The organism is Rhizobium sp. USDA 4016 (assembly GCF_056279705.1).
Window position 1 is genome coordinate 2,113,763 of sequence record NZ_JBWCCY010000004.1, and the last position, 25,512, is coordinate 2,139,274.

Below are 25,512 nucleotides of genomic sequence, written 5' to 3' on the forward strand. Positions count from 1 at the left end.
CGACGATGCGCATACTGGTCACGGGCGGAGCGGGCTTCATCGGATCGGCACTGGTGCGCCATCTCGTCGGCGATATCGGCGCCGAGGTGCTGAATGTCGACAAGCTGACCTATGCCGGCAATCTGGAATCACTGACGTCCGTCGAATCGGCGCCGAACTACCAGTTCCTGCGCGCCGACATCTGCGACCGCGCCAAGATCCAGGAAGCATTCGCCTCCTTCCGCCCGGACATCGTCATGCATCTCGCCGCCGAAAGCCATGTCGACCGCTCGATCTCGGGCGCTGCCGATTTCATCCAGACCAACATCGTCGGGACGTTCAGCCTGCTGGATATCGCGCGGCATTATTGGGAGGACCTTGACGCCCGTGGAAAGAGTGCCTTCCGCTTCCTGCATGTCTCGACGGACGAAGTCTACGGCTCGCTCGGCGACGAGGGTCTTTTCGAGGAGGCGACGCCCTATGATCCGTCCTCGCCCTACTCCGCCTCCAAGGCGGCAAGCGACCATCTGGCGATCGCCTGGCACCGCACCTACGGCCTGCCGGTCGTCGTCTCCAACTGCTCCAACAACTACGGTCCCTACCACTTCCCGGAAAAGCTCATTCCGCTGATGATCCTGAATGCGCTGGAAGGCAAGCCGCTGCCGGTCTACGGCAACGGCGCCAATGTCCGCGACTGGCTCTACGTCGAAGACCACGCCCGCGCGCTCTACACCATCGCCTCCCGAGGCCGCCCGGGCGAAAAATATAATGTCGGCGGCCGCAATGAGCGCCGGAACATCGATGTCGTTCAACGCATCTGCGCCATCCTCGACGGCGTCTACAAGGACAATGGCCCGCATGCGCAGCTGATCACCAACGTCACCGACCGCCCCGGACACGACGCACGCTACGCGATCGATGCCTCCAAGCTCGAAGGCGAACTCGACTGGAAGGCCGAAGAGACCTTCGAAACCGGCATCGAGAAGACCGTACACTGGTATCTCCAAAATGAATGGTGGTGGCGGCCGCTGCGCGAAAACGTCTATTCCGGCGAACGCCTCGGCGTCTTCAAGGGGCGATAGCGATGCGCATTGCCGTCACCGGCAAACAAGGCCAGGCCGTCCAGTCGCTGATGAGACGCGGAGCCGAGAAGGGCGTCGAAATCATCACAGTCGGGCGTCCGGACATGGACCTTGCCGACCCCGCCAGCGTTGCAGCCGCCTTTTCGCTCGTGCATCCCGATGTCATCGTCTCGGCTGCAGCCTATACGGCGGTCGACAGGGCCGAGAGCGAGCCCGACCTCGCTTTTGCCGTCAACGCGGCAGGTGCTGCGGCGGTTGCCGAAGCTGCCGCACGGATCGGTGTGCCCGTCATCCACATTTCGACCGACTATGTCTTCAGTGGCGACAAGCCGTCAGCCTATACTGAAGAGGATATGACCGGGCCGATCTCCGTCTACGGGCAGTCGAAGCTTGCGGGTGAACGGGCCGTGGCGGCGGCAAACCCAAATCACGTGATCCTGCGTACCGCCTGGGTCTATTCGCCCTTCGGCGCCAATTTCCTGAAAACGATGCTGCGGCTTTCCGAGACGCGCGATCATCTCAGCGTCGTCGCCGACCAGACCGGATGCCCGACGTCTGCGCTCGACATCGCCGAGGCGATCCTTGCGATCGCATCCCGCCTCGTCACGGATCCGGCACCATCGCTCCGCGGCACCTTTCACTTGACCGGCAGCGGCGAAGCGAGCTGGGCGGATTTCGCCGAGGGAATATTCGCCGAACTTCACAAATCCGGCGGCAAGAGCATTCGCGTCGAACGCATCACGGCGGCGGACTATCCGACCCCGGCGAAGCGTCCCGCCAATTCGCGCCTCAGTGGCGACAAGCTCGCCAGCATATACGGAATCCGCCTACCGGACTGGAAGCAATCCATGAGGATTGTCATGCAAGTCATTTTTAACAAAAGCTTTTAGGGAGGTGACATGAAGGGGATTATTCTGGCGGGGGGTACCGGAACTCGTTTGCACCCGATCACCCAGGCCGTCTCGAAACAGCTGATGCCGGTCTACGACAAGCCGATGATCTACTATCCGCTGACGACGCTGATGCTCGCCGGCATCCGGGACCTCATGATCATCACCACGCCGCATGACGTCGAAGCCTTCAAGCGCCTTCTCGGCGACGGATCGCAATGGGGCATTTCGCTGACCTATGCCGTGCAGCCAAGCCCGGACGGCCTCGCCCAGGCTTTCATCATCGGCGCCGACTTCGTGCATGGCGACACCTCGGCACTCGTCCTCGGCGACAACATCTTCTATGGCCACGGCCTGCCGGAAATCATGAAATCCGGCACGAGCCGCCTTCAAGGCGCGACGGTCTTCGCCTATCACGTCACCGATCCGCAACGCTACGGCGTCGTGGGCTTCGATGCGAACATGAATGCGCTGTCGATCGAGGAGAAGCCCAATGAGCCGAAATCGAACTGGGCGGTGACCGGCCTCTATTTCTACGACCAGCAGGTGGTCGATATCGCCGCCAATCTGAAGCCATCACCGCGCGGTGAATTGGAGATCACCGATGTCAACCGCACCTATCTCGAGCGCGGACAGCTCTTCGTGGAACTGATGGGCCGAGGCTATGCCTGGCTCGACACCGGCACACCGGACAGCCTGCTCGACGCCGCAGGTTTCGTCAGCACGCTGGAGAAACGCCAGGGCTTCAAGATCGCCTGTCCCGAGGAAGTCGCCTGGCGCATGGGATACATCTCGCAGGATGACCTCGCCAAGCTCGCCGAAAGGCTCGGCAAGAGCGCCTACGGTCAATATCTGACGAAGCTCTCCTCCGACTGGTGAGCCGCTCGGTGACTACCGCGCTGGCGCCGCGTCGCAGACACGCAGCTGGATGCGTCGCGCGCCCTGATAATGCTCGGCGCCCAGCATTCCCGCGACATGCAGGTTCGCCCCGCGGGAATTGAGCAGGAGGTTGCCAAGCGAGGTGTCCGCGGCCCGGAAAGCGATGCCGTCGAGGCGGGAGCCGTCCATCGCCTCCAGCGTTACCTTCACATGTTTCTCGCCGACCATCCGCGCGTCGCGCAGGCGATGCGCGGGCACTGCGAAGATCGGCTGCGAATGCCCCGAGCCGTAGGGCCCGGCCGTTTCCAGCCGGTCGATCAATTCGATCGTGGCACCGCTGGCGCCGATCGCGCCGTCGATCTTCAGCGTTTCGTTGGCGACCAACGCCGCCACGGTTTTTTCGGCACGTTCTGTAAAGAAGTTGCGCAAGGCTCCGAGCTTATCGCGATCGACGGTCAAGCCCGCAGCCATCGCATGTCCGCCGCCCTTGAGGAGCAGGCCTTCGTCGACCGCCGCGCGCACCATCCTGCCCATGTCGAAACCGTTGATCGAGCGGCCGGAGCCCGTTCCGCGGCCCGACGGGTCGAAGGCGATGGCGAAGGACGGACGCTTGAATTTCTCCTTCAGCCGCGCAGCCAGCAGGCCGACGATGCCCGGATGCCACTTGTCCCGTGCGGTGACGATCACCGAAGCGCCCTCGCCGTCTCCATACTCGGCAAGCGCCTCCGCCTCGGCCTCCTGCAGCATCGCCGCTTCCATCGCCTGGCGCTCGCGGTTGAGTTCGTCCAGCCGCTGGGCGATGACCTCCGCCTCGCCGGTATCGTCCAGCGTCAGAAGCCTGCTGCCGAGTGCCGCGTCGCCGATGCGGCCGCCGGCATTGATGCGCGGACCGATGAGGAAGCCGAAATGATAGGGCGTCACCGCGGCCCGGAAAGGCCCGCCTTGCGAAAAAGTGCCGTGAGCCCGGCATTGCTCTGGTGGCGCGCGGCGACCAGGCCCTTGACGACATAGGCCCGGTTCAGCCCCTTGAGCGGCACGACATCGCAGACCGTCGCCAGCGCCACGATGTCCAGCCATTGCAGCAAGTCGATCGCCGGAATTCGCTTGTCGCCCGCCTCGCGCAGCAGCCTCAGCGCCGCGACTAGTACCAGGAAGACGACACCCGCAGCGCAGAGATGCCCCTGCCCCGAAAGATCGTCCTCGCGGTTCGGGTTCACCAGAGCATGGCAGTGCGGCAGATCATGTGTCACCTGGTGGTGATCGATGACGACGACGTCGATATTCCGCTTTTCGGCAGCCCCCAGAGCTTCGTGGCTGGTCGAGCCACAATCGACCGTCACGATCAGCTGCGCGCCGTTGTCGATCAGCTGATCGATCGCCGCCGGATTGGGTCCGTAGCCTTCGAAGATGCGATCGGGAATATAGATATTGGCCTTCACGCCGAAATGCGTGAGAAAACGGTACATCAGCGCCGAGGAAGCCGCGCCATCGACGTCATAGTCGCCGAAGATCGCAACGTTCTCGCCGCGCCGGATTGCCTCGACCAGGCGTCTGGCCGCCTTCTCGCAATCCGTCAGCGTATAGGGATCAGGCATTAGGCTGCGGATCGTCGGATCGAGAAATTCCAGGGCCTCGTCGACCCCGACGCCCCGCCCGGCAAGCACGCGCGCAATCAAATCCGGCAGGCCGTGCACCTGGGATATCGCAAGCGCGCGGTTCTGTCCCGCCTGATCCAGGCGCGACACCCAGCGGTTATCGAGGACGGATTTCTCCACCCCCAGGAATGCCCGCTGTACCGGATCGGCGGCTATATCCACAACGCCCCTCTGATCGCCCATCGCTTGTCACCGCCCCGGGACCGGGGCGCTGTCGGAAGATTTATGTGGCTTTGGTGGAGCACACAACGATTTTGGACGCCAAGGCGCATGTTAGCTGTGGACGAGAATGCCCCGGCCGCCTCGCTCATCAGTTCTTTTAAGGAAGATGGGTTCTCAATCTTCTTTGGGACGCTCGATGCGGATCACCTGCGGTTCGCCGACGAGGTAGCCTTCGCCCTTGATAGCAGCAACAGCCTTGCGCACGGAATCCTCCATCGTCGCGTGGGTGACGAGGATGATCGTCTGGTGGTGCGACGGCGCCAGGTGCTGCTGCGACCGCTGCACAATGGATTCCAGTGAAATGTGGTTTTCCGCCATGCGCGTCGCGACGCTTGCAAAAACGCCGGTGCGGTCAAGCACCGTCAGGCGGATGAAGTAGCCGCCTTCATGGCTCTTCATCCGGGCCTTGCGGTAGGACTCCAACGCCTTTGCCGGATGGCCGAGAACCGGTACACGCTGCGCGCCAGGCTGGCTCTTGGCGATGTCGGCAATATCGCCAAGCACCGAGGATGCAGTCGCATTGCCGCCGGCACCCGGGCCAACCATCAGCAGTTCGCCGAGAATATCGGACTCGATCGCCACAGCGTTGGTGACGCCGTCCACCTGGGCGATGACCGAATCGACAGGCACCATGGTCGGGTGCACGCGCTGTTCGATGCCGGTATCGGTGCGCTGTGCGACGCCGAGCAGCTTGATGCGATAGCCGAGCTCGGCCGCCGCATGGATATCCTCGATCGAAATATTCGTTATGCCTTCGAGGTAGATGTCGTCAGCCGCGATCTGGTTGCCGAAGGCAAGCGTCGTCAGGATCGAGAGCTTGTGCGCCGTATCATTGCCCTCGATGTCGAAGGCCGGATCGGCTTCAGCGTAGCCGAGACGCTGTGCTTCCTTCAGGCAATCTGCAAAGGAGAGGCCTTCCTTCTCCATCTTGGTCAGGATGTAGTTGCAGGTTCCGTTCATGATGCCGTAGATGCGCGAAATCGTGTTGCCTGTCAGCGATTCACGCAGCGCCTTGATGACGGGAATACCGCCGGCCACGGCCGCTTCGAAATTCAGCAGCGTGCCCTTTTCTTCCGCGATCATCGCCAGTTCGACGCCGTGATAGGCAAGCAGCGCCTTGTTGGCCGTCACCACATGGAGACCACGTTCGAGAGCGGCGCGCACCGAACTGTTGGCCGGGCCGTTGGCGCCGCCGATGAGCTCGACGAAAAGGTCGATGTCTCCTTTTTCAGCCAGGTCTTCCGGCCGGTCGAACCACTCGACGCCGGCAAGATGAAGGCCGCGGTCCTTGGTCTTGTCGCGAGCCGAAACGCCCGTAATCAGGATCGGCCGCCCGCACGTGGCAGCAAGCTCGTTGCTGCGGCTCTGAATGATGCGGACGAGCGAAGCACCAACGGTGCCAAGGCCCGCAATGCCGATTTTGAGGGCGTCTGTCATGGAACGATCCTGCGTGTTTTATGAGAGGCAGCCGCCGAAATGCGGCTGCCGTTGAAGTGTGAAGATATCAGCGGTGCGCGTTGAGCGAGATGACGTTGTGCATCGTCTCGTCGGCCGTCGACAGGAACTTCTTGATGTTGCGGGCGGCCTGGCGGATGCGATGCTCGTTCTCCACGAGCGCCAGACGCACGTAATCATCGCCCTGCTCGCCGAAGCCGACGCCCGGTGCGACCGCGACATCGGCCTTTTCGACGAGCAGCTTGGAGAATTCCAGCGAACCGAGATGACGGAACTTTTCCGGGATCTTGGCCCAGGCAAACATCGTGGCTGCCGGCGGCGGCACGTCGAAACCGGCCTTGCCGAAGCTCTCGACCATCACGTCGCGGCGGCGCTTGTAGACGTTGCGGACTTCCGCGATGTCGGAACCGTCGCCATTCAGCGCATGCGTCGCCGCTACCTGGATCGGCGTGAAGGCGCCATAGTCGAGGTAGGACTTGACGCGCGTCAGGGCCGCGATCAGCCGCTCGTTGCCAACCGCAAAACCCATGCGCCAGCCGGGCATCGAGAAGGTCTTCGACATCGAGGTGAACTCGACGGTGACATCCATGGCGCCAGGAACCTGCAGGACGGACGGCGGCGGCTCGCCATCGAAGTAGATTTCCGAATAGGCGAGGTCCGACAGCACGATGAGGTCGTGCTTCTTCGCGAAGGCAACGACATCCTTGTAGAAATCGAGCGTCGCGACAAGGGCCGTCGGGTTGGACGGATAGTTGAGGACCAGCGCTAAGGGCTTCGGGATCGAGTGGCGCACGGCCCGCTCCAACGGCTGGAAGAAGTTCTCGTCCGGCTCGACCGGGATCGAACGGATCACACCGCCCGCCATCAAGAAGCCGAAGGCATGGATCGGATAGGTCGGGTTCGGGCAGAGAATGACGTCGCCCGGCGCGGTGATCGCCTGCGCCATGTTGGCGAAGCCTTCCTTCGAGCCGAGGGTCGCGACGACCTGCGTATCCGGATTGAGCTTCACGCCGAAACGGCGGGCGTAATAGGCGGCCTGTGCCCGGCGAAGGCCGGGAATGCCCTTGGAGGAGGAATAGCGGTGCGTGCGCGGATCCTGGACGACCTCGCACAGTTTGTCGACGATCGCCTTTGGAGTGGGGAGATCCGGATTTCCCATGCCGAGATCGATGATATCGGCGCCGCCCGCTCGCGCGCTCGCTTTCAAACGGTTGACCTGTTCGAAAACGTAAGGCGGCAAACGCCGGACTTTGTGAAATTCTTCCATCTCTTTCCCCATGGAAATGCGGCCACCATGACCGCGCTCGAAGCTCGTTTGTTCCCGACTGCCTGCGACACGAACTTCACAATCGCAAACGCCGTATTCATCAGACTTTCGTCCCGCGGCGAATCTTTGACGAAAGGCCGCACAGACGCGTATTATCGGGAAAATTGCGTCTCCCGCCAGCTGCGGAAGGCTTTGCGTCCAAATCGCCTGAAAGGCAAGGCTTAATTGCCGATTGCAGAGAGCGCGTCTGTGCCGTGCTCGGCGGCAAGCTTGCGATATTCGGCCACCCGCCGCTGATATTCGGCTTCCGAAATCGTGCCTGCCTTGCGCTGGACGCGGAGTCCCGAAAGCTTCTGCCCCAAGCTTGCGGCTTCCTCGTTGCTCATCTGGGCGTTTGCTGCCGTCAGCGGCGCGCCGAAGCTCGGATAGCCGTCCGGATAATGGGCAAGGCCGCTTTGTGCCGGCTCCTCGCCCTTGGTCGGCGTCATGACGACGGCCGTCGGAGGCGCGCGGCGCGCCGCGGCGGCCGCCTTCTGCTCCGGCGTGTATGCGCATCCAGCAAGCGTCATCGCTGCGGCCGCGGCAGCGAGTGCCATGCGGGTTGCGAGTGCGATGCCTAAGATGCCGTTCGTCGTCATGCCAGATCTTCCAAATCCTGAAGCCTCAGCGACTGTTAAATTTGTCGCAGCAACAAAGCAATAGCACGAGCGCGCTTGCGTTGAACTTGTTTTCTCGATCCGGGACGATGTACAACTCGATTTGCAAGAGGATTGCTGCCTCCGGAGGAGACGCGTGACCGACAGCAAGCAGGAAAATGGCGGGAAGACGAAAACCCCGGGTTTCGAACCGAATCTCGATCCTTACGTGTTGAAGGATCCGGAGGCGATGGCGGTGAACATTGCCCGCGCCCTGGAAAACCTCGGCAAGGCGGCGTCCGTCTGGCTTGCGCCGCGCAAGAGCGGGGAAATCAACGACCGGCTCGCCGCGCCGATGACCGACATGGTCAAGACGCTCTCCAAGGTCACCGAATACTGGATGTCCGATCCGCGCCGGACTTTCGAGGCGCAAACACAGCTGATGAGCAGCTATTTCGGCGTCTGGATGCGCTCGATGCAACGGTTGCAGGGCGAGGCTGGCGAACCCGAGCCGGAGCGCAAGGACAAGCGCTTTTCCGACGCCGACTGGCAGAAGAACCCCTTCTTCGATTTCCTGCGTCAGGTCTATTTCATCACCGCCGACTGGGCAGAGAAAATCGTCGCCCAGACCGAGGGGCTCGACGAGCATACGAGGCATAAGGCGAGCTTCTACGTGAAGCAGATCACCGCTGCCCTTTCGCCGAGCAATTTTGTCGCCACCAACCCGCAGCTCTACCGCGAAACGATCGCGACCAGCGGCGAAAACCTGGTGCGCGGCATGAAGATGCTGGCAGAGGACATCGCGGCCGGCCGCGGCGACCTGAAACTGCGCCAAACCGACATGACCAAATTCGCCGTCGGCCGGGACATGGCGCTGACCCCCGGCAAGGTGATCGCGCAGAACGACATCTGTCAGATCATCCAGTACGAGTCGTCCACGGATACGGTGCTGAAACGCCCTCTCCTCATCTGCCCGCCGTGGATCAACAAATTCTATATTCTCGACCTCAACCCGCAGAAATCCTTCATCAAATGGTGCGTCGACCAGGGCCATACCGTCTTCGTCATCTCATGGGTGAACCCTGATGCCCGCCATGCCGGGAAGGATTGGACGGCCTATGCCCGCGAGGGCATCGATTTCGCGCTGGAAACGATCGAGAAGGCCACCGATGAAAAGGATGTGAATAGCGTCGGCTATTGCGTCGGCGGCACGCTGCTTGCGGCAACACTGGCGCTGCACGCCAAGGAGAAAAACAAGCGCATCAAGACGGCGACGCTGTTCACCACCCAGGTCGACTTCACCCATGCGGGCGACCTCAAGGTCTTCGTCGACGAGGAGCAGCTGGAAGCACTCGAGGCGCATATGCAGGCGACCGGCTATCTCGACGGCTCGAAGATGGCAACCGCCTTCAACATGCTGCGTGCCTCCGAGCTGATCTGGCCCTATTTCGTCAACAACTACCTGAAGGGCGAAATGCCGATGCCCTTCGACCTACTCTTCTGGAATGCCGATTCCACCCGCATGGCGGCCGCCAACCACGCCTTCTACCTGCGCAACTGCTATCTCAGGAACGCGCTCACCGCCGGCGAAATGATGCTTGGCGGCAAGACCGTATCGCTGAAGGACGTGAAGATCCCGGTCTACAATCTGGCGACACGCGAAGACCATATCGCTCCTGCGAATTCCGTCTTCCTCGGCAGCCGGTTCTTCGGCGGAAAAGTCGATTTCGTGCTGGCCGGCTCCGGCCATATCGCCGGCGTCGTCAACCCGCCCGACAAGAAGAAATACCAGTTCTGGACCGGCGGCCCGACCAGGGGCGATTACGATACCTGGCTTGCCAAAGCCGAGGAAAACCCCGGCTCCTGGTGGCCGCACTGGCACGCCTGGATCGAAGCCAAGGACGCTAAACGCGTGCCCGCGCGCAAACCCGGCGGCACGGCGCTCAACGCCATCGAGGAAGCACCGGGCAGCTACGTCATGGAGCGGGCATGACGGCACGCCTCGCAAGGCAAACGCGTTCATTAAGAAGGGCGATGAGGCTCGCCGGCGACGGCGCCAGCTCCTTTGTTCCCGCATCGCGAAAACCGGCAAACCGGGCCATTTCGGCCAGCCAGATAATCTCGTAAAGGAATTAGTTACCATAGTGCGTCATGCTTCTCGGTAGTCGGCAAGTCGCATCGGGGCCTCATTTTGGCCCTCTTGCTTCATTACCGGCTCCGGCGGGGGCGTTCCGCGTAAGCCGCCGGTAATGTGACGCGTTGGGAAACCGAGTAGTATGGCGTTTGCTGTTGAGGCGCATGAAAGCGTCAACCCTTTCGGCTGGGCTTTTTTTCGCTCAGCCAGACCCCTCCGGCTCATATCCGGAACTGCTGCAATTGGCATCGCGGTCACTCTGTCCGCCTGGACGATTGCCTCTATCGCGGCCATGCACACCTCCGCCATGCCGCAACCCGCAGCTGCGACGATCGCCGATGTCGCGATCGCCCGAAAGCCGGCTCCGCACGTTGCCACGCCTGCGCATCCGCTGATCCGCGTCAGCAAGTTCTCGCGCCTTCCGGGCAAGACGACGGTTTCGGACCGCATGGTTGCCGAACCCTCGCCGAAATCCTCCAAGGATATGGTCGCCCTCTTGCAGCGCCGCGGCCTGTCGCTGCTTGCCATGCGCAACAACAGCGCGGCGATGGCCGCAGCGCTGAAGCAGCAGGCGCAGGTGCTTGCAAGCGCCGCACCTGTTCCGGCGGTCACCGCGCCTGCGGCACTTCCGGCACCTGATTATTCGATCCGGACCGCCTCCGCCAAGCCGGTTGAACCGGCGTCAAGCCTCGCGCTTGCGGCGACGCTTCCTTCCGCCCAGCCGATACCCGCCGTCGCTCCTGTCGAAACCGCCTCCGCCGAAACGGCAACGTCCGACGAGCCTTTCGGCCTCGTTCTGGCGCCTGGCACCGATATTCCGCTGCCGATGGCACGCCCCGGCAAGCCGAAGATCGACGCGCCCGAAGCCGGACCGGCTCTTGCCTATGCGCGAACGGAAGATGACGACGAGGAGATGCCGGCATTCGCCAAGCCGGCCTTGATGCCGAGCGCCCGCAATGGGGTGGCGATCTACGATATCGAGGCCAGCATCGTCTATCTGCCGAACGGCGACAAGCTCGAAGCCCATTCCGGCCTCGGCGCCATGCGCGACAAGCCGCGCTACGCCGACAAGAAAATGCGCGGCCCCACCCCGCCGCACACCTATGACCTCGCCATGCGCGAAGCGCTGTTCCATGGCGTCGAGGCGATCCGCCTCCATCCCGTCGGCGGCCCGCAGAAGATCCACGGTCGCGTCGGCCTGCTCGCCCACACCTACATGCTCGGCAAGCGTGGCGATTCCAACGGATGCGTCTCGTTCAAGGACTACCGCCGCTTCCTTGCCGCCTTCAAGCGCGGCGAAGTCAAACGCCTCGTGGTCGTGCCGCGCCTGAAAAACCCGCCCTCTCCACGTCCAAGTCTCGCATCGCTGTTTTCGAAACGAAGCTAAGCAGCGCCTCGCCTGGCTGGATGGCCTTTGATCCATCTTCTTGCGAAAGTAGGACGCGACGGGATAGCTGGCGAATTGGAGCAATGAGATGCCGGTGGGCTTTGCAAAAGGCCTCTGCCTTGATGCGAACAGGACGAATTGGGAGGGTAGCGGCCCCCGGCCTCTTTCCTGGGCGGCCTGGTATCCTGCGGATGACGGCGCAGTCGAGACGCCCGTATCTGACGCATCTTGGTTTTGTTTGAAGCCTGTTGCGCGTGACGCGGCTCTTAAACCGGCAGCGAGGCCCCATCCCCTCGTGCTGCTCTCTCATGGCACCGGTGGAGTTGCCGCCGGTCTCGAATGGCTGGCCCATCGCCTGGCGCAGCGGGGCTTCGTCGCCCTTGCCGTCAATCATCACGGCCACACCGGTGCCGAACCCCATAGACCGGAAGGCTTCCTTTGCCTCTGGGAACGGGCAAGCGACATAAGTGCAATGCTCGACGATCGCAGCTGGCGAAGGCAACTGGGCGGAATGATCAGCGCTCACGCCTGCGTCGCTGGTTTTTCCGCCGGTGCCTACACGGCTATGTTGCTCATGGGCGCACGCGTGGCCTATTCCCAGTTTGAATCTGCAAACCCGATCAAGAGTCCGCACCGTGGACCGCGGGAGTTTCCCGATCTGGCGGACCACATATCTCCCCTGCTGGAGCGCAGCGCCGTTTTTCGCGCGTCGTGGAGCCGCAGATCAAAGGACTATAGCGACCCTCGATTTGATGCTGCCCTCGTCCTTGCGCCTGGCCGCTCGGTGTTGGGTTTTTCGGCCGAGAGCTTGAAGCGGATCGCAAAGCCGGTTCGAATTGTCGGCGGTGATGCGGATACCATCGCGCCTGCGCAGGAGTGCTGCAGCTGGCTGCACAGCCATCTGCCGGGCGCTGGGCTGGATATTCTCAAAGGCGGAGTTGACCATTACGTTTTTGTGCCGGAACCGACGCCTCAAGGCAGGAAACTGGCACCGGACATTTTCACGGATGCCGACGGCATCGATCGGCGGTCTATTCACGACGAAGTCGCCAGCATCGCGGCTCGGTTCTTTGGTTCCGTTGTCTGAAAATCGTCTCCGCCGCCTCTTTCGCCATTAGCTCGCAGCGAAACCGCGGTCCGACATCGTCTCGAGCCATATCACGGTATGGCGGGTCATTGCCGGAGTATGGCGGGAATCGTCCGGTAGCTCTGCCAGTTCCGACAGCCTATGAATACCGGTGAGGATCGCGATACGGCGCCGGTCGAGCGTCCGGCCCGACGCCTTTTCATAAGCCGCAGCGATCCGCTCGGTGAGATCCGGCGATATGAAGTTCGAATAGATGAACTCCTGGTGGACCGGACCAAAGCCGGAATCAGCAAAATCGTAGATGCCGTTGAGGCGGCCCCGCACACGGTCGAAAGCCATGTTCCATCCATGGCCGTCGAAAAAGCCATAGGTCTGTCCGTGGGGATCGGGCGGAAGCCGCTCGAATCCTGCGATGATATCCTCTGCCACGCCACGAAGTTCGACCGGAAGGGCCGGTACGGCTTTGACGCGAAGCGTTGCAGGGCTTTGCCATGCGCCGATTGGCGCGGCGCCGGCATCCGCCATTTGCTCCTTGTCGAGCCGGTGAAGCTCGGTGTAAAACTGCCCCAATGCCTCGCCAAGGCACTGGCGCGCATCCTCCGGAAGCCTGTCATATTCGGCCGTAAGCAGATGTTCGCCCCTCAGCTTCTCATGAAGAGAAAACAGGTGCCGGCCTCTCTCGAAAATGCGCAGCTCCGGGATGGCCATTGTGACCCTGGGCCGGACGACTGCAAGCAGTGCGGCCTCCCTCACAAGCGCCTTTTGTGCGACCTCATTGCGGGGAAACTTGAAGATCAGCCGGTCATCCACGTCAACGGCGATCGAATCCCAGCCTACCGGGGCGAGCTCGAACGTCGATGCCGCCAAGTCCGGATACTCGCTGAGAATGATGTCCCGGAACTGATCTAACTTTTCCGTTGTCATGGTGGCTTTCGTCGATCATCGAGCCGCGCGGCAAGGCATGCAATTCGAAAGCACTGGCAACGCCGCCTCGTACTCACGGCCAATGCACTCTTGGGTCAGTTTCGCATCACCCACCGAACGCCGGCAGCGGCGGCCAGCCCTAGAACTGGCCATATCGCCCAGAATATCCCGTGCCACGACAGAAGGTTGATCGCGATCATGCCAAGCCCGGCGACGCCGAGGGCGGCAATGCCCCGATCGACGCGGTTCTGGTTCCGCACCCATATCATTGCCGTCAGGACAGCAAAGGCCAGAAGCGGCCATGCCGCCCAGAAGATGCCCCGCCAGGAGAGAAGATTAATGACAACCAGCACAGCGCTCAACAAGGCGAGCAGACCAAACATCTTGCGAGCCTTTGCGCCAAGCGGCCAATTGGTCACTGCCGGAGCCTTCGGTCGGTTTGCTGCAGCCTCCGGCTGCGGGGCGCTCTTTATGCCTTCGCCGATGCGCACGGCGTAGCTCGGCACGGGCTCCGTGACATTCTTCACCACCAAAGGCCCGAGAAAATCGAAACCGACGGCCACCTTGTTGCGGACCTGGTCGTAGACGGTATTCGATATCACGATCCCGCCGGCGGTGGCAGACGCCTGCAGCCGCGCGGCAATATTGACTCCGTCGCCATAGAGATCGGCGCCTTCGACGATCACATCCCCGAGATTGATGCCGATCCGGAACAGCATGCGACCGTCAGCCGGCCGCGTAGCGTTCATGCCCGCGAGCTCGTTCTGAACGTCGACTGCCGCACGCACCGCCTCGACGACGCTCGGAAAATCGGCGATCAATCCGTCGCCCCAGGTATTGATCACCCGCCCTCCGTGCAACGCGATGAGCCGCGACATCGCATCGCGATACCGCTTCAGCATCGCCAGCGTGCCCTCCTCATCCGCACCCATCAGGCGCGTATAATCCTGCACGTCGGCGCAGAAGATGGTGGTCAGCTTGCGTCGCGTTTCGCTCATGATGTCCCGCCGCGTCTCCTAGTGTCCAATCAGCAAAGCTAGGGCAAGTCGTCAATAAATCCGGTTCTGTAAGCGCGATTTGCGCAATGTCCGTTTCGCTGCGAAAAGTATTTTGGCTGCCGTTAGAAGCATTCGAGCGGTCTCGGCTTAATCCGGCAGCGCCGCGACTGCAACGATCTCAACAACGATCGCCAGTTCCTCCAAGTCCGATTAGATGTTCGTGAGACTTGCGCGCCACTGCCACCATTTCATCGGCACACTTGGCACCCATGCGATACTGCCGCTGTCCCGTCACGAATGCACCGCGAGGCGTCGCGCCGAGACGGGACCGGCGCCGGGTGCGAAGGGAAATCCGCAAGACCTGGCATTCGGGAGGCGGTCGGGCAGCAGTGCTTGGCCGGTGTTTCCGCACGTGCTCGGCTGGTGCGGCTTTACACCCTTCCTCCCGCAAAGACCGGGACTGGGTAGCCGCTCATCCCAAAGCCCCGCGCCCCAATAAGGCGCGGCATCCGAGCAGAGAGGCCGAGTTGCGGAAAAAAACCGCCGAACGGGGCGCCGGCAATCGTCATATATTTCACTTCAACGCGGCAATTTCCAGCGCGCCGTTTGAGTGGAACGCAAGACGCAAGATACGGGTGAAGCCCACCGCGTGACTGGAAAGGCATACCGATGCACCGTATCGAAGTGGTACAAATCTCGTGGTTGCGGTTGATCGCGATGGACGAACGCGGCATAGCTGCATTATGTACGATGAGGACAATCTCCGCTAAGGCCCTGCAATGGTGAATTATATCGAAGCCTCCTCCGCGCCGCCGAAGAATACCGGCGCCATCCGGCTCTATGGTCCCGAGGCCTTCGAGAGCATGCGCAAGGCGTGCCAGTTGACCGCCCGCTGCCTCGACGAACTCGCGGCGATCGTCAGGCCGGGGCTTCCGACCGACGCGATCGATCGGTTTGTCTTCGAATTTGGTATGGACAACGGCGCCCATCCGGCGACGCTCAATTATCGCGGCTATACCAAATCCACCTGCACCTCGATCAACCATGTCGTCTGCCACGGCATTCCGGACGCAAAACCGCTTCGCGAAGGCGATATCGTCAATATCGACGTCACCTTCGTGCTCGACGGCTGGCACGGAGATTCCAGCCGCATGTATCCGGTCGGGCAGATCAAGCGTGCCGCCGAACGTCTCCTCGAAGTCACGCATGAAGCGCTGATGCGCGGCATTGCCGCCGTCCGCCCCGGCGCGCGCACCGGCGCGATCGGCGAGGCGATCCAGACCTACGCAGAAAGCGAACGCTGCTCGGTCGTCCGCGATTTCTGCGGCCATGGCGTCGGCCGCCTCTTCCACGATTCGCCGAACATCCTGCATTACGGCCGGGCCAACGAGGGTCCGGAGCTGCGCGAAGGCATGATCTTCACGATCGAGCCAATGATCAATCTCGGGCGTCCGCATGTGAAGGTGCTTGCCGACGGCTGGACGGCGGTCACCCGCGACCGGTCGCTTTCTGCGCAATACGAACACACCGTCGGTGTCACGGCCGGCGGCTGCGAGATCTTCACGCTTTCGCCCGGCGGCCTCGACCGGCCAGGCCTGCCGCTCAACGGGTGAACGCAGATCGCGAAAGGTCCTGTGTTCCACCCGAACGGTGAACTGAACCGGTTTGCCGCCCAAAGGACTGCGCACGCGCGACATCTACATTCCCGACCTTTATCTGGACACGATAAGGTGAAGACGCGGGATTTCCGCTAGTGTCGTCAAATCCAGACTGCTGTCGTGACGACAGGCCCTATCAAACCTCCGCTGCATCCGGTAGGTTTAGGCCTTCGCCTTACGGGCCTTTACCTTCAGCCGCACCAGCGGCCAGATCGTGCGGACATCCGGGGAAGAGCCACTAGGAGTATCGCATGAACAAGCCCCTGAGCCAGAGCGAGACGCCCTTCACTAAGTCCCGTCACGAGGCGGAACCGCACTCAGCAATCGTCGCGATCCCCACGAACATGGCGATCGAGCACATCCTTCAGGCTCTACCGGAAGCCGTCTATACGACCGATGCCTCAGGGCTGTTAACCTTCTACAACGACGCGGCCGCCGAGCTGTGGGGAGTGAGGCCGGAGCTCGGGAGGAGCGAATTCTGCGGCTCCTGGAAGCTATATTGGCCGGACGGCACGCCTCTGCCACATGACGAATGCCCCATGGCCATGGCGCTGCGCGAAAAACGCCCGGTGCGAGGGCTCGAAGCATTTGCCGAGCGACCGGATGGCCGCCGGGTCCTGTTCCGGGCCTTTCCTACACCGATCTTCGACGCCGAGGGCACGCTGGTCGGTGCGGTCAACATGCTCGTCGATCAATCGGACGCTGCTGTCGCCGACGAAGCCACACAGCGGGTCGCAGCTATAGTCGAATCATCCGACGACGCCATCCTGGCAAAGGATCTCAACGGCACAATCACCGACTGGAACCGCGGCGCCGAGCGGCTTTTCGGCTATACCGCCGAAGAAGCCATCGGCCGTTCGGTCACCATGCTCATCCCGCTGGATCGAGCCGATGAGGAGCCCAACATCCTCGCCCGGCTTCGACGGGGCGAAAAGATCGACCATTACGAGACCATCCGCCGGCGCAAGGACGGGAGCCTTGTCGAGATATCCTTGTCGGTATCGCCGATCCGAAATCGCGCAGGCCAAGTGATCGGCGCATCCAAGATCGCGCGTGACATCACCGAACGCAGGCGCGCGGAAGAGCAGCAGCACCTTCTCCTCCGAGAGATGGATCACCGCGTCAAGAACCTTTTCGCGCTGGCGAGCAGCGTCGTGTCGCTGAGCGCGAAAAGGGCGACGACACCGCGCGAGCTCGCCACAGCAGTGTCTCAGAGGCTGGGAGCGCTCGCCCAGGCTCACGCCTTGACGGTGACGCGGACGTCCCAGGCGTCGGACCGCATCGTGCAGGCGACCACGCTCCATACCCTGTTGCGGACGATCCTTGCGCCATATGATCGCGGCGCGGACGCAACCACACCCCATGCGGTCGTAAGTGGCCCCGACGCGACGATCTCCGGGGGGTCTCTCACGAGCTTCGCGCTCCTGCTGCACGAGTTTGCGACCAATGCCGCGAAATATGGGGCGCTGTCGACCGACAAGGGCTGCGTCGAAATCGCGTGCGAAGAGGAAGGCGACACCTTCATCCTCACCTGGACCGAGCGAGACGGCCCGCCCGTAATGCAGGCCGCTGACGGGGACGGCTTCGGCACGACTCTCGGCCGCGCCACGGTCCGTAGCCAGCTCGGCGGCGAAATCCAGCGAGACTGGAAGCCGGAAGGCCTCGTCATTCGGTTGTCAGTCCCGCGCGATCGCCTGCAAGCCTGACGGCAGGCCGCGCAACGGTTTCGGCCGGCTTGCGCGAGCCCGAGCCGGGGTCCTTCAGCCTTGTCCGAGTCACCACATCGCGGCTTCCGGTCGGTCCTGGCATCGACGCGACATCCGCTTGCTAAGGTTCACTCGAACCGCAGATCGTCGGCGCTATCGCCACCGCCTTACATGCTCAACCAGGGCGCGTAGCTTCGGGGCGAGATTCCGCCGGTTGGGAAAATAGAGGAAAAAGCCCGCGAACGGCGGGCAATACTCTTGGAGGAGAGGCACCAGTTTGCCGGATGAGACGAAGGGTCTGAAGGTCTCCTCCATGCCAAACGTTATGCCTCCCCCCGCGCAGGCCGTGCGGATCATCAGCCACATATCATTGGTGGTGATCTGAGGATTGACCGCCACGTCGAACTCACGTCCATTTTCGCCAAACTCCCAGCGGTAAGGCGCGGTGTGCGGTGCGGGACGCCAGCCAATACAGCGATGCTGGGCCAGTTCCGAGGGATGCGACGGCTTCCCGAAGCGCTCGATATAGGAAGGCGCGGCAACCGCGCTTTGACGTTGCTCGCCGGACACCGGGATAGCGATCATATCCTGGTCTATCACCTCGCCAAGCCGCACCCCCGCGTCATATCCCTCCGCCACAATGTCGAATTCTTCGTCCGTGACGGACAGATCGATCTGAACGGCGGGATAGGCGTCCGCAAAGCTCGACAGCAGCGGTCCTGAGATGAACCGTTCTGCGATCGAGGACACTGCCAGCCGCAAAAGGCCGCTCGGAGCGATGTCTCGATCCGCGGTGGCGTTCAGGGCCAGGCCGACCTCTGCGATGGCTGGCGCCACGCGCTGGTAAAGCTGCTCGCCAGCCTCTGTCAGGCTGACGCTTCGGGTTGTTCGCTGAACGAGCGCGACGCCAAGCCGATCCTCGAGGCGACGGATCGTCTGGCTCACCGCTGGCCGCGTGACACCTAAGTGCTCGGCGGCCGCGCGGAAGCTTCGTGCCTCCGCGACGGCCAGAAAAACAGAGATGCCATTCAGATCCACAGCCATTGGTTAGTCTAACTTACCAGCCTGGTCACGATTGGGCAAGTTGTCTGCTCCTCTAGCAGCCGCTACTTTTGGCTCGGTGAATTGGAGATGGCTAACCAAGATGATGCTCGAGAACTACAAGCTGCTAGGACGCTCAGGATTGCGTGTTTCGCCCATAAGCCTGGGCACCATGACCTTCGGGTCGGATTGGGGTTGGGGCGCCGACAGTGTCGAAGCCCGCCGCATCTTCGATCTCTATGTCGATCGAGGCGGCAATTTCATCGATACCTCGGTGAACTACACCGACGGCGCCGCCGAACGCTTCCTCGGGGAATTCGTCGGCGACAAGCGTGAGCGGCTCGTCCTCGCGACGAAGTTCACGATGGCCCGCGAGCCTGGCAACCCCAATTCGGGCGGCAATCATCGCCTCAACATGATGCGCTCTGTCGAGCAAAGCCTCAGGCAGCTTGGCACTGATCGCATCGATCTCTTCTATCTGCACGGATGGGACATGACGACCCAGCCAGACGAGGTGATGCGCGCCCTCGACGATCTCGTTCGGTCGGGAAAGATTCTCTATATCGGCATCTGCAATACGCCGGCATGGCGGATTGCCGAAATGCAGACGCTCGCCGACATGCGCGGCTGGTCCCCCTTCGTCGCGCTTCAAATCGAATACAGTCTCGTGGAACGCACCGTCGAGCATGAGCTCATGCCGATGGCCGCATCCTTAGGACTCGGCGTGCTCCCGTGGTCGCCGCTAGGCGGCGGCGTGCTGGCCGGCAAATACTCCCGAGCGGACGTTCAGGATTCCCGAGAAGCGGCCGTGTCTCCCAGCCGCAAGGGCGTCATCGCCTCGTCGGGGCATCTCAACGAGCGCTCGATCGAGATCGCGCACGAGGTTCGCACCGTTGCCCAGGAAATGGGCTCGACACCGTCTCGGGTAGCGCTTGCATGGACCCTGGCCAATCCCACGGTCGTGTCGCCCATCATGGGCGCCCGCACCGTCGCCCAGGCGGAGGAAAATCTGGGCGCTCTGGAAGTGGCGCTGTCGCCGGAGCAGCTCGATCGCCTGAACCGGGTAAGCGACCCAGGTCCGATATTCCCTGCCCGTTTCGTAAATCGCCCATTGGTTCAGCAACTCATCTTCGGCGGAGCTTCCGTGGCTCGCCGCATCTGAACTCAGACGAAGAAGACTAACATGCGTGAAGGCGGTTGCCCAGACAGCGGCCTTTCAGCAAACCAAAGGAATGATTCCATGACCCTTTCCTCACTGACCGATCGCCTCACCGCCGCGGGCCGCAAACTGCTGGTCGCCTCAGCATTCTTGGCCATCATCGGACCGGCGCATGCCGAGACCAGCGCGCCGGACGCCCGTGTCGAGATCCAGGAGACCAATATCGAGAGGCAGAACAAGGCCATCGTGCGCAAGGCGTTTGAGAAATGGCGTGCAGGCGGTTCCGTCTTTGCAGAGCTTCTCGCGCCCGACGTCGTCTGGACAATCCATGGCTCCGGCCCCGTAGCCGGCACCTACCGTAGTCTCCAGGATTTCGTCGAGCGAGCCTCTGCCCCCCTGCTCAGCCGTCTCACGACCCCTGTGTTGCCGGAGGTGCATGACATCATGGCCGATGGAGACATGGTCATCATCCGCTTCGACGGCACGGCCACGACAACCTCGGGAGCACCTTATCGCAACCAGTTCGTTTGGATATTCCGGATGAAGGACGGCTCTGTCGTCGAGGCCGAGGCCTTCCTGGATCTCGTCGCCTACCAGCAGGTTGTCGAGAACAATGAGCCGCGTGCGCAATAGCCGGTGGTCATGAGTTCGCCTGTGGGCCGGCCTCTCGCATCGTCAGCCGCCAAGACAGCCGGACCCCAGGCCCATGCAGAACCTAATTCGGCTCCGGCAGCCAAGATATAGAATAAATGTTTAGGAGCCCGATCATGCGGCATGCATTTGCGATCGTGTTGACCGCCACACTCTTGAGTGAATCCGTACAAGCCGAGGAATCCAAATTGCAGGCTAGCCATCCGTATACCGGCATGTGGGTGACCGACGACGGCCATGTCCGCCACGAACTCCTGCCGAGCGGGCGTTATGTCGAGGCACGCGGCAAACGCGAACGCGCCTATGAAGGGCGTTACGAAGTGACCGGCACACATATCGAATATTGGGACGACACCGGCTTCACCGCCGATGGCGACTTCGTCGACGCAAATACTTTGCACCACGGCGGTATGGTTTTGCGCCGCCTTACGGATCGTATCGCAGACCCCTCCGTCTCGAAACGATAGTGGCGCAGCACCGATCTGGTTTTGGTACGATCTTCCGCGCCGCGGTCGAAGGGCGTCTTCCTTCACATCGGCGATGCACCATTCAGGTGTCTGTCAGCTTCGGGTCGCAATGAGCGCATGCTGCCTCGCAGGTAGCGTTCCGAGGCAGAGGCATTCGATGACGATAAAATTCTTGCCACGCTACGGGAAGGCAGCGCTAAGGCTCTTCGGCCTATTCCTGCTTACCGCAGGCGGTTATTTCCTTTATCTGCAGGCAACGGACAATTTCGCAACGGTCGTTGCCGGCGAAGTCTACCGTTCGTCGCAGCCGTCCGCCCAATCAATCACAGAGCTTGAAAAACAGTATGGCATCAGGACGATCCTCAACCTCAGGGGTGAAGCCGACAGCTCCAAATGGTACGCCGACGAGGTTCAGCAGGCGAAAGCATTGAACATCGTCCATATCAACTTCAAAATGTCCGCCGGAAGGGAACTGAGGCCGGAACAGGCCAAGGACCTCATCGCCATCATGCGGGACGCGCCGAAACCGCTGCTGATCCATTGCCGCGCCGGTGCCGATCGCACCGGGCTTGCCTCCGCTCTCTATCTGGCCGCCGTCGCCGGCAAGGACGAAGAGGCTGCCGAGGGCCAGTTGTCGCTTCTCTACGGGCACCTGCCCTTCCCGTTCAGCCGCGCTTTCGCGATGGATCGCACGTTCGAGAAATTGGAGACCTTCGTTTTCGGCAATTCCTGACAGTAGCCGAAAGACAATCTGTAACATTGACCAGCTACCCGTGGATGAGCGACATTTTGCATCGCAATATATGATTCCAAATTCCAATTCCGGGGCCGAGCCATGTTTCAGTACGATCTTGTTGTTGTGGGCAGCGGTCCGGCGGGACGCCGAGGCGCCATCCAGGCTGCGAAGCTCGGCAAGAAGGTCCTGGTCATCGAACAGGGCAAGCGTGTCGGCGGTGTTTCGGTTCATACGGGCACCATCCCTTCCAAGACGCTGCGGGAGACGGCTCTCAATCTCTCCGGCTGGCGCGAGCGCGGCTTCTACGGCCGTGCCTATCGCGTCAAGGAAGAGATCAGCGCCGAGGATCTGCGCCGCCGCCTCTTGATCACGCTCGACCACGAGGTCGAAGTGCTCGAGCACCAGTTCGCCCGCAACCGCGTCCAGCATATCCGCGGCAGGGCAAGCTTCGTTGATCCCTCGACGCTGCAGGTGATCAAGGATGACGGGGAGACCATGCAGGTCAGCTGCGCCAGCATCCTGCTTGCCGTCGGCACCAAGCCATTCCGCCCGGACTACATCCCCTTCGACGGCAAGAGCGTGATCGACAGCGACGAACTGCTCGATATCAAGGAACTGCCGCGTTCGATGGTCGTCATCGGCGCAGGCGTTATCGGCATCGAATATGCGACAATCTTCAGCGCCCTCGATACGGCCGTGACCCTGCTCGATCCCAAGTCGACCATGCTCGATTTCATTGACAAGGAGATCGTTGAGGATTTCACCTACCAGCTCCGCGACCGCAACATGAAATTGCTGCTCGGCCAGAAGGCGGACAAGGTGGAGACGCTCGACAACGGCAAAGTCGCGCTGACGCTCGACAACGGTCGCCACCTGACGACAGACATGGTGCTTTTTGCCGCCGGACGCATGGGGGCGACGGACGCGCTCAACCTTGCCGCCGCAGGCCTCGAGGCAGACAGCCGCGGCCGACTGAAGGTCAATCCGGAAACCTTCCAGACCTCGGTGCCGAACATCTATGCCGCCGGCGACGTCATCGGCTTTCCGAGCCTCGCCTCGACCTCGATGGAGCAGGGCCGCATCGCCGCCCGCGTCGCCATCGGCGCGATCGCCAAGGAGCCTCCGAAATACTTTCCTTACGGCATCTATGCCGTGCCGGAGATTTCCACCTGCGGCCTTTCGGAAGAAGAGGTCAAGGAGCGCGGCATTCCCTACGAATGCGGCATCGCCCGGTTCCGCGAGACCTCGCGCGGTCACATCATGGGCCTCGAAACCGGTCTCCTGAAGATGATCTTTTCACTGAAGACCCGCCGTCTGCTCGGCGTTCACATTGTCGGCGAAGGGGCGACCGAACTCGTGCATATCGGCCAGGCGGTGCTCAACCTCAAGGGCACCGTCGAGTATTTCGTCGAGAATACCTTCAACTATCCGACGCTTGCGGAAGCCTACAAAATCGCCGGCCTCGACGCCTGGAACCGCATGGGCGACATCAAGTCGGAACTCTGAGCCGCCCGCCTCATTCGGCCAGCGCTGCCCAGCACAGCACTCGCATTGCCGCCCAAAGAAAAGGCCCCGCCGAACCCGGCAGGGCCTTAAATTTCAGTCCTTAAAGAACCGATTACTCGGCGTCGCCTTCGGAGGCCTTCTTCTTCGGAGCGGCCTTCTTTTTGGGAGCAGCGGCCTCTTCGCCTTCTGAAGCTTCAGCCTTTGCGGCTGCTTTTTTCTTCGGCGCGGCCTTCTTGGTTTCCTTGGCTGAACCTTCGCCTTCTTCGTCGGCGAGCAGCTCTTCCTTGGTGACCTTCTTGTCCGTGACGTCGATCTCGGTCAGCAGATGATCGATGACCTTTTCCTCAAAGATCGGCGCGCGGATCGAAGCGGCGGCGCCCGGCTGGCTGCGGAAGAACTCGAGGATCTGCTTCTCCTGGCCCGGATACTGGCGCAGCTGCTCGTAGATTGCGCGCTGCATTTCGTCTTCACTCACTTCGACACCGGCCTTTTCGCCGATTTCGGAGAGGACGAGGCCGAGGCGGACGCGGCGTTCGGCGAGTGTCTTGTATTCTTCCTTGGCCTTCTCTTCCGTCGTGTCTTCGTCTTCGAACGTCTTGCCGGACTGAGCGAGATCGTTGTTCACCTGGCTCCAGATGCCGTTATATTCGGCTTCGACGAGCGACTTCGGGGTCTCGAATTTGTACATCTCGTCGAGCTGGTCGAGGATCTGGCGCTTGACCTTCTGGCGGGTCAGCGAGCCATACTGCGACTCGATCTGGCCGCGGACGATTTCCTTCAAGCGATCGGCGGATTCGAGGCCGAGCTTCTTTGCCAGCTCGTCATTGATTTCCACGTCGGCCGGAGCAGCAACTTCCTTGACGGTGACGTCGAAGGTGGCTTCCTTGCCGGCGAGGTTCTTTGCCGGATAGTCGGCCGGGAAGGTCACAGTGATGGTCTTCTCGTCGCCAGCCTTGACGCCGACGAGCTGGTCTTCGAAACCCGGGATGAAGCGGCCTGAGCCGAGGACGAGTTCAGCACCCTGATCGGTGCCGCCTTCGAAGGCTTCACCGTCGACCTTGCCGACGTAATCCATCGTGACGCGGTCGTCATTGGCGGCCTTTCCCTTCTTGGTTTCGTAAGAACGGGCGCTTTCGGCAACCTTGAGAACCTGCTCGTTGACTTCTTCTTCAGAAATATCAACGACTTCGCGAGTGATCTTGATGCCCTCGACGGACTTCAGTTCGATCGGCGGCAGAACTTCGTAGGAGAGCGTAAATTCGAAGTCCTGCTCAGCGGCGAGGATCTTGTCCGCTTCGTCCTTGTCTTCCGTCATTGCGATTTCCGGCTGCGTGGCGGATTTCTCGCCACGGCTGGAAAGGATCTGGGTCGGCTGCTCGCGAACGATCTCATTGACGAGATCGGCCATGATCGACTTGCCGTAGACCTTCTTGAGGTGGGCGACCGGGACCTTGCCCGGACGGAAACCATTGATGCGCACCTTGTCCTTTACGTCGGCAAGGCGCTCGTTCATCTTGTTTTCCATGTCCTTGGCCGGGATAACGACCTTGATTTCGCGCTTCAGCCCTTCAGCGAGCGTTTCGATAACCTGCATGTCTTCCTACCTTCATTTCGTGGCGGCCGTGCCCAGACGCCGTTCGTTTCGATGAGCACGACGCCGGAAAATTGCCGCGCGTGGCTTTTGTCAGATTCCAATGCATCCCACCCAAGGGGGGACGGCGCCATCCTGCCGGGTAATTGGGGCGACCTATCCCGGTCCTCCCACCTGCAAGCCAGCTTTGGTGCGGGTAGAGAGACTTGAACTCCCACGCCTTGCGGCACCAGAACCTAAATCTGGCGTGTCTACCAATTTCACCATACCCGCGTTCGCAAAACCGCAATGCATTTGCCTGCACATGAGGCCTTCCGGAGCGCGGCGTCTCTATATCACCCGATTTGGTGGAGGCAAAGGAAAAATGAAGGCCAAATGACAGGGATTTTTTGGGCTGCAAGGC

20 protein-coding genes, 1 tRNA gene and 1 pseudogene are annotated in these 25,512 nt (G+C 61.6%); 13 read left to right on the forward strand and 9 right to left on the reverse strand.

Going from position 1 to position 25,512, the window contains the following annotated elements; genetic code table 11:
- Positions 1 to 5: 5 nt before the first annotated feature.
- From rfbB to rfbA, 3 genes are read left to right on the forward strand one after another with little or no spacing between them, the layout of a single operon-like run.
- Positions 6 to 1,061, forward strand: coding sequence for a dTDP-glucose 4,6-dehydratase (gene rfbB, locus ACZ9DP_RS25745; RefSeq protein ID WP_476203965.1), 1,056 nt, complete (start codon positions 6 to 8; stop codon positions 1,059 to 1,061).
- A 2-nt stretch (positions 1,062 to 1,063) separates the two neighbouring features.
- The gene (gene rfbD / locus ACZ9DP_RS25750; protein ID WP_476203967.1) at positions 1,064 to 1,951 is read left to right on the forward strand and encodes a dTDP-4-dehydrorhamnose reductase; all 888 of its coding nucleotides are present in this window, start codon (positions 1,064 to 1,066) and stop codon (positions 1,949 to 1,951) included.
- A gap of 9 nt (positions 1,952 to 1,960) precedes the next feature.
- On the forward strand, positions 1,961 to 2,830 hold the full coding sequence (rfbA, locus tag ACZ9DP_RS25755; protein ID WP_194729598.1) for a glucose-1-phosphate thymidylyltransferase RfbA: 870 nt from the start codon (positions 1,961 to 1,963) through the stop codon (positions 2,828 to 2,830).
- Positions 2,831 to 2,842: 12 nt separating this feature from the next.
- Here rfbA and recJ read toward each other — a convergent pair.
- From recJ to ACZ9DP_RS25775, 4 genes and pseudogenes are all read right to left on the reverse strand, one after another.
- Positions 2,843 to 4,668 (reverse strand): annotated as a pseudogene (recJ, locus tag ACZ9DP_RS25760) (single-stranded-DNA-specific exonuclease RecJ).
- A gap of 153 nt (positions 4,669 to 4,821) precedes the next feature.
- Positions 4,822 to 6,144 carry a homoserine dehydrogenase gene (locus ACZ9DP_RS25765; RefSeq protein ID WP_476203968.1) on the reverse strand — a complete coding sequence of 441 codons (1,323 nt, stop codon included), beginning with the start codon at positions 6,142 to 6,144 and terminating at the stop codon, positions 4,822 to 4,824.
- Positions 6,145 to 6,211: 67 nt separating this feature from the next.
- A complete protein-coding gene (locus ACZ9DP_RS25770; protein ID WP_074067844.1) occupies positions 6,212 to 7,429 on the reverse strand; it encodes an LL-diaminopimelate aminotransferase in 1,218 nt (405 codons plus the stop codon).
- Positions 7,430 to 7,650: 221 nt separating this feature from the next.
- A complete protein-coding gene (locus ACZ9DP_RS25775; protein ID WP_074067843.1) occupies positions 7,651 to 8,067 on the reverse strand; it encodes a hypothetical protein in 417 nt (138 codons plus the stop codon).
- A 154-nt stretch (positions 8,068 to 8,221) separates the two neighbouring features.
- Between ACZ9DP_RS25775 and phaC the strand changes: the two genes are divergently transcribed.
- The 3 genes from phaC (at position 8,222) to ACZ9DP_RS25790 (ending at position 12,672) form a co-directional block, all read left to right on the forward strand.
- Positions 8,222 to 10,057, forward strand: a complete 1,836-nt coding sequence (phaC, locus tag ACZ9DP_RS25780) for a class I poly(R)-hydroxyalkanoic acid synthase (protein ID WP_074067842.1) — start codon at positions 8,222 to 8,224, stop codon at positions 10,055 to 10,057.
- 283 nt (positions 10,058 to 10,340) lie between these two features.
- Positions 10,341 to 11,585, forward strand: a complete 1,245-nt coding sequence (locus tag ACZ9DP_RS25785; protein WP_476203969.1) for a DUF2778 domain-containing protein — start codon at positions 10,341 to 10,343, stop codon at positions 11,583 to 11,585.
- A gap of 295 nt (positions 11,586 to 11,880) precedes the next feature.
- Positions 11,881 to 12,672, forward strand: coding sequence for an alpha/beta hydrolase family protein (locus ACZ9DP_RS25790; protein ID WP_476203970.1), 792 nt, complete (start codon positions 11,881 to 11,883; stop codon positions 12,670 to 12,672).
- Positions 12,673 to 12,699: 27 nt separating this feature from the next.
- On the opposite strand, the gene ACZ9DP_RS25795 is transcribed toward ACZ9DP_RS25790, so the two are convergent.
- Positions 12,700 to 13,596 (reverse strand): phosphotransferase family protein, encoded by an 897-nt coding sequence (locus tag ACZ9DP_RS25795; protein ID WP_476203971.1) that lies wholly within the window; start codon positions 13,594 to 13,596, stop codon positions 12,700 to 12,702.
- Between the two features lie 95 nt (positions 13,597 to 13,691).
- Entirely contained in the window at positions 13,692 to 14,594 is a 903-nt protein-coding gene (locus ACZ9DP_RS25800) for an adenylate/guanylate cyclase domain-containing protein (RefSeq protein ID WP_476203972.1), read from the reverse strand.
- Positions 14,595 to 15,373: 779 nt separating this feature from the next.
- On the opposite strand from ACZ9DP_RS25800, the gene map reads away from it, so the two are divergent.
- Both map and ACZ9DP_RS25810 read left to right on the forward strand, forming a co-directional pair.
- On the forward strand, positions 15,374 to 16,207 hold the full coding sequence (gene map, locus ACZ9DP_RS25805; RefSeq protein ID WP_194729590.1) for a type I methionyl aminopeptidase: 834 nt from the start codon (positions 15,374 to 15,376) through the stop codon (positions 16,205 to 16,207).
- Between the two features lie 296 nt (positions 16,208 to 16,503).
- Entirely contained in the window at positions 16,504 to 17,958 is a 1,455-nt protein-coding gene (locus tag ACZ9DP_RS25810; protein WP_476203973.1) for a PAS domain S-box protein, read from the forward strand.
- 153 nt (positions 17,959 to 18,111) lie between these two features.
- Here ACZ9DP_RS25810 and ACZ9DP_RS25815 read toward each other — a convergent pair whose 3' ends face one another.
- Positions 18,112 to 19,002 carry a LysR family transcriptional regulator gene (locus ACZ9DP_RS25815; protein ID WP_283071672.1) on the reverse strand — a complete coding sequence of 297 codons (891 nt, stop codon included), beginning with the start codon at positions 19,000 to 19,002 and terminating at the stop codon, positions 18,112 to 18,114.
- Positions 19,003 to 19,102: 100 nt separating this feature from the next.
- Between ACZ9DP_RS25815 and ACZ9DP_RS25820 the strand changes: the two genes are divergently transcribed.
- The 5 genes from ACZ9DP_RS25820 (at position 19,103) to sthA (ending at position 23,518) form a co-directional block, all read left to right on the forward strand.
- Positions 19,103 to 20,161 carry an aldo/keto reductase gene (locus ACZ9DP_RS25820; protein ID WP_476203974.1) on the forward strand — a complete coding sequence of 353 codons (1,059 nt, stop codon included), beginning with the start codon at positions 19,103 to 19,105 and terminating at the stop codon, positions 20,159 to 20,161.
- Between the two features lie 78 nt (positions 20,162 to 20,239).
- On the forward strand, positions 20,240 to 20,791 hold the full coding sequence (locus ACZ9DP_RS25825) for a nuclear transport factor 2 family protein (RefSeq protein WP_476203975.1): 552 nt from the start codon (positions 20,240 to 20,242) through the stop codon (positions 20,789 to 20,791).
- 134 nt (positions 20,792 to 20,925) lie between these two features.
- Positions 20,926 to 21,276 carry an Atu4866 domain-containing protein gene (locus ACZ9DP_RS25830; protein WP_283071666.1) on the forward strand — a complete coding sequence of 117 codons (351 nt, stop codon included), beginning with the start codon at positions 20,926 to 20,928 and terminating at the stop codon, positions 21,274 to 21,276.
- 157 nt (positions 21,277 to 21,433) lie between these two features.
- Positions 21,434 to 22,009 (forward strand): dual specificity protein phosphatase family protein, encoded by a 576-nt coding sequence (locus ACZ9DP_RS25835; protein WP_476203976.1) that lies wholly within the window; start codon positions 21,434 to 21,436, stop codon positions 22,007 to 22,009.
- 102 nt (positions 22,010 to 22,111) lie between these two features.
- Complete coding sequence (sthA, locus tag ACZ9DP_RS25840; protein WP_074067827.1) at positions 22,112 to 23,518, forward strand: Si-specific NAD(P)(+) transhydrogenase; 1,407 nt, start codon at positions 22,112 to 22,114, stop codon at positions 23,516 to 23,518.
- 112 nt (positions 23,519 to 23,630) lie between these two features.
- Here sthA and tig read toward each other — a convergent pair whose 3' ends face one another.
- Both tig and ACZ9DP_RS25850 read right to left on the reverse strand, forming a co-directional pair.
- Positions 23,631 to 25,112, reverse strand: coding sequence for a trigger factor (tig, locus tag ACZ9DP_RS25845; protein ID WP_476203977.1), 1,482 nt, complete (start codon positions 25,110 to 25,112; stop codon positions 23,631 to 23,633).
- Positions 25,113 to 25,297: 185 nt separating this feature from the next.
- A tRNA-Leu gene (locus tag ACZ9DP_RS25850) sits at positions 25,298 to 25,382 on the reverse strand.
- Between the last annotated feature and the right edge of the window lie 130 nt (positions 25,383 to 25,512).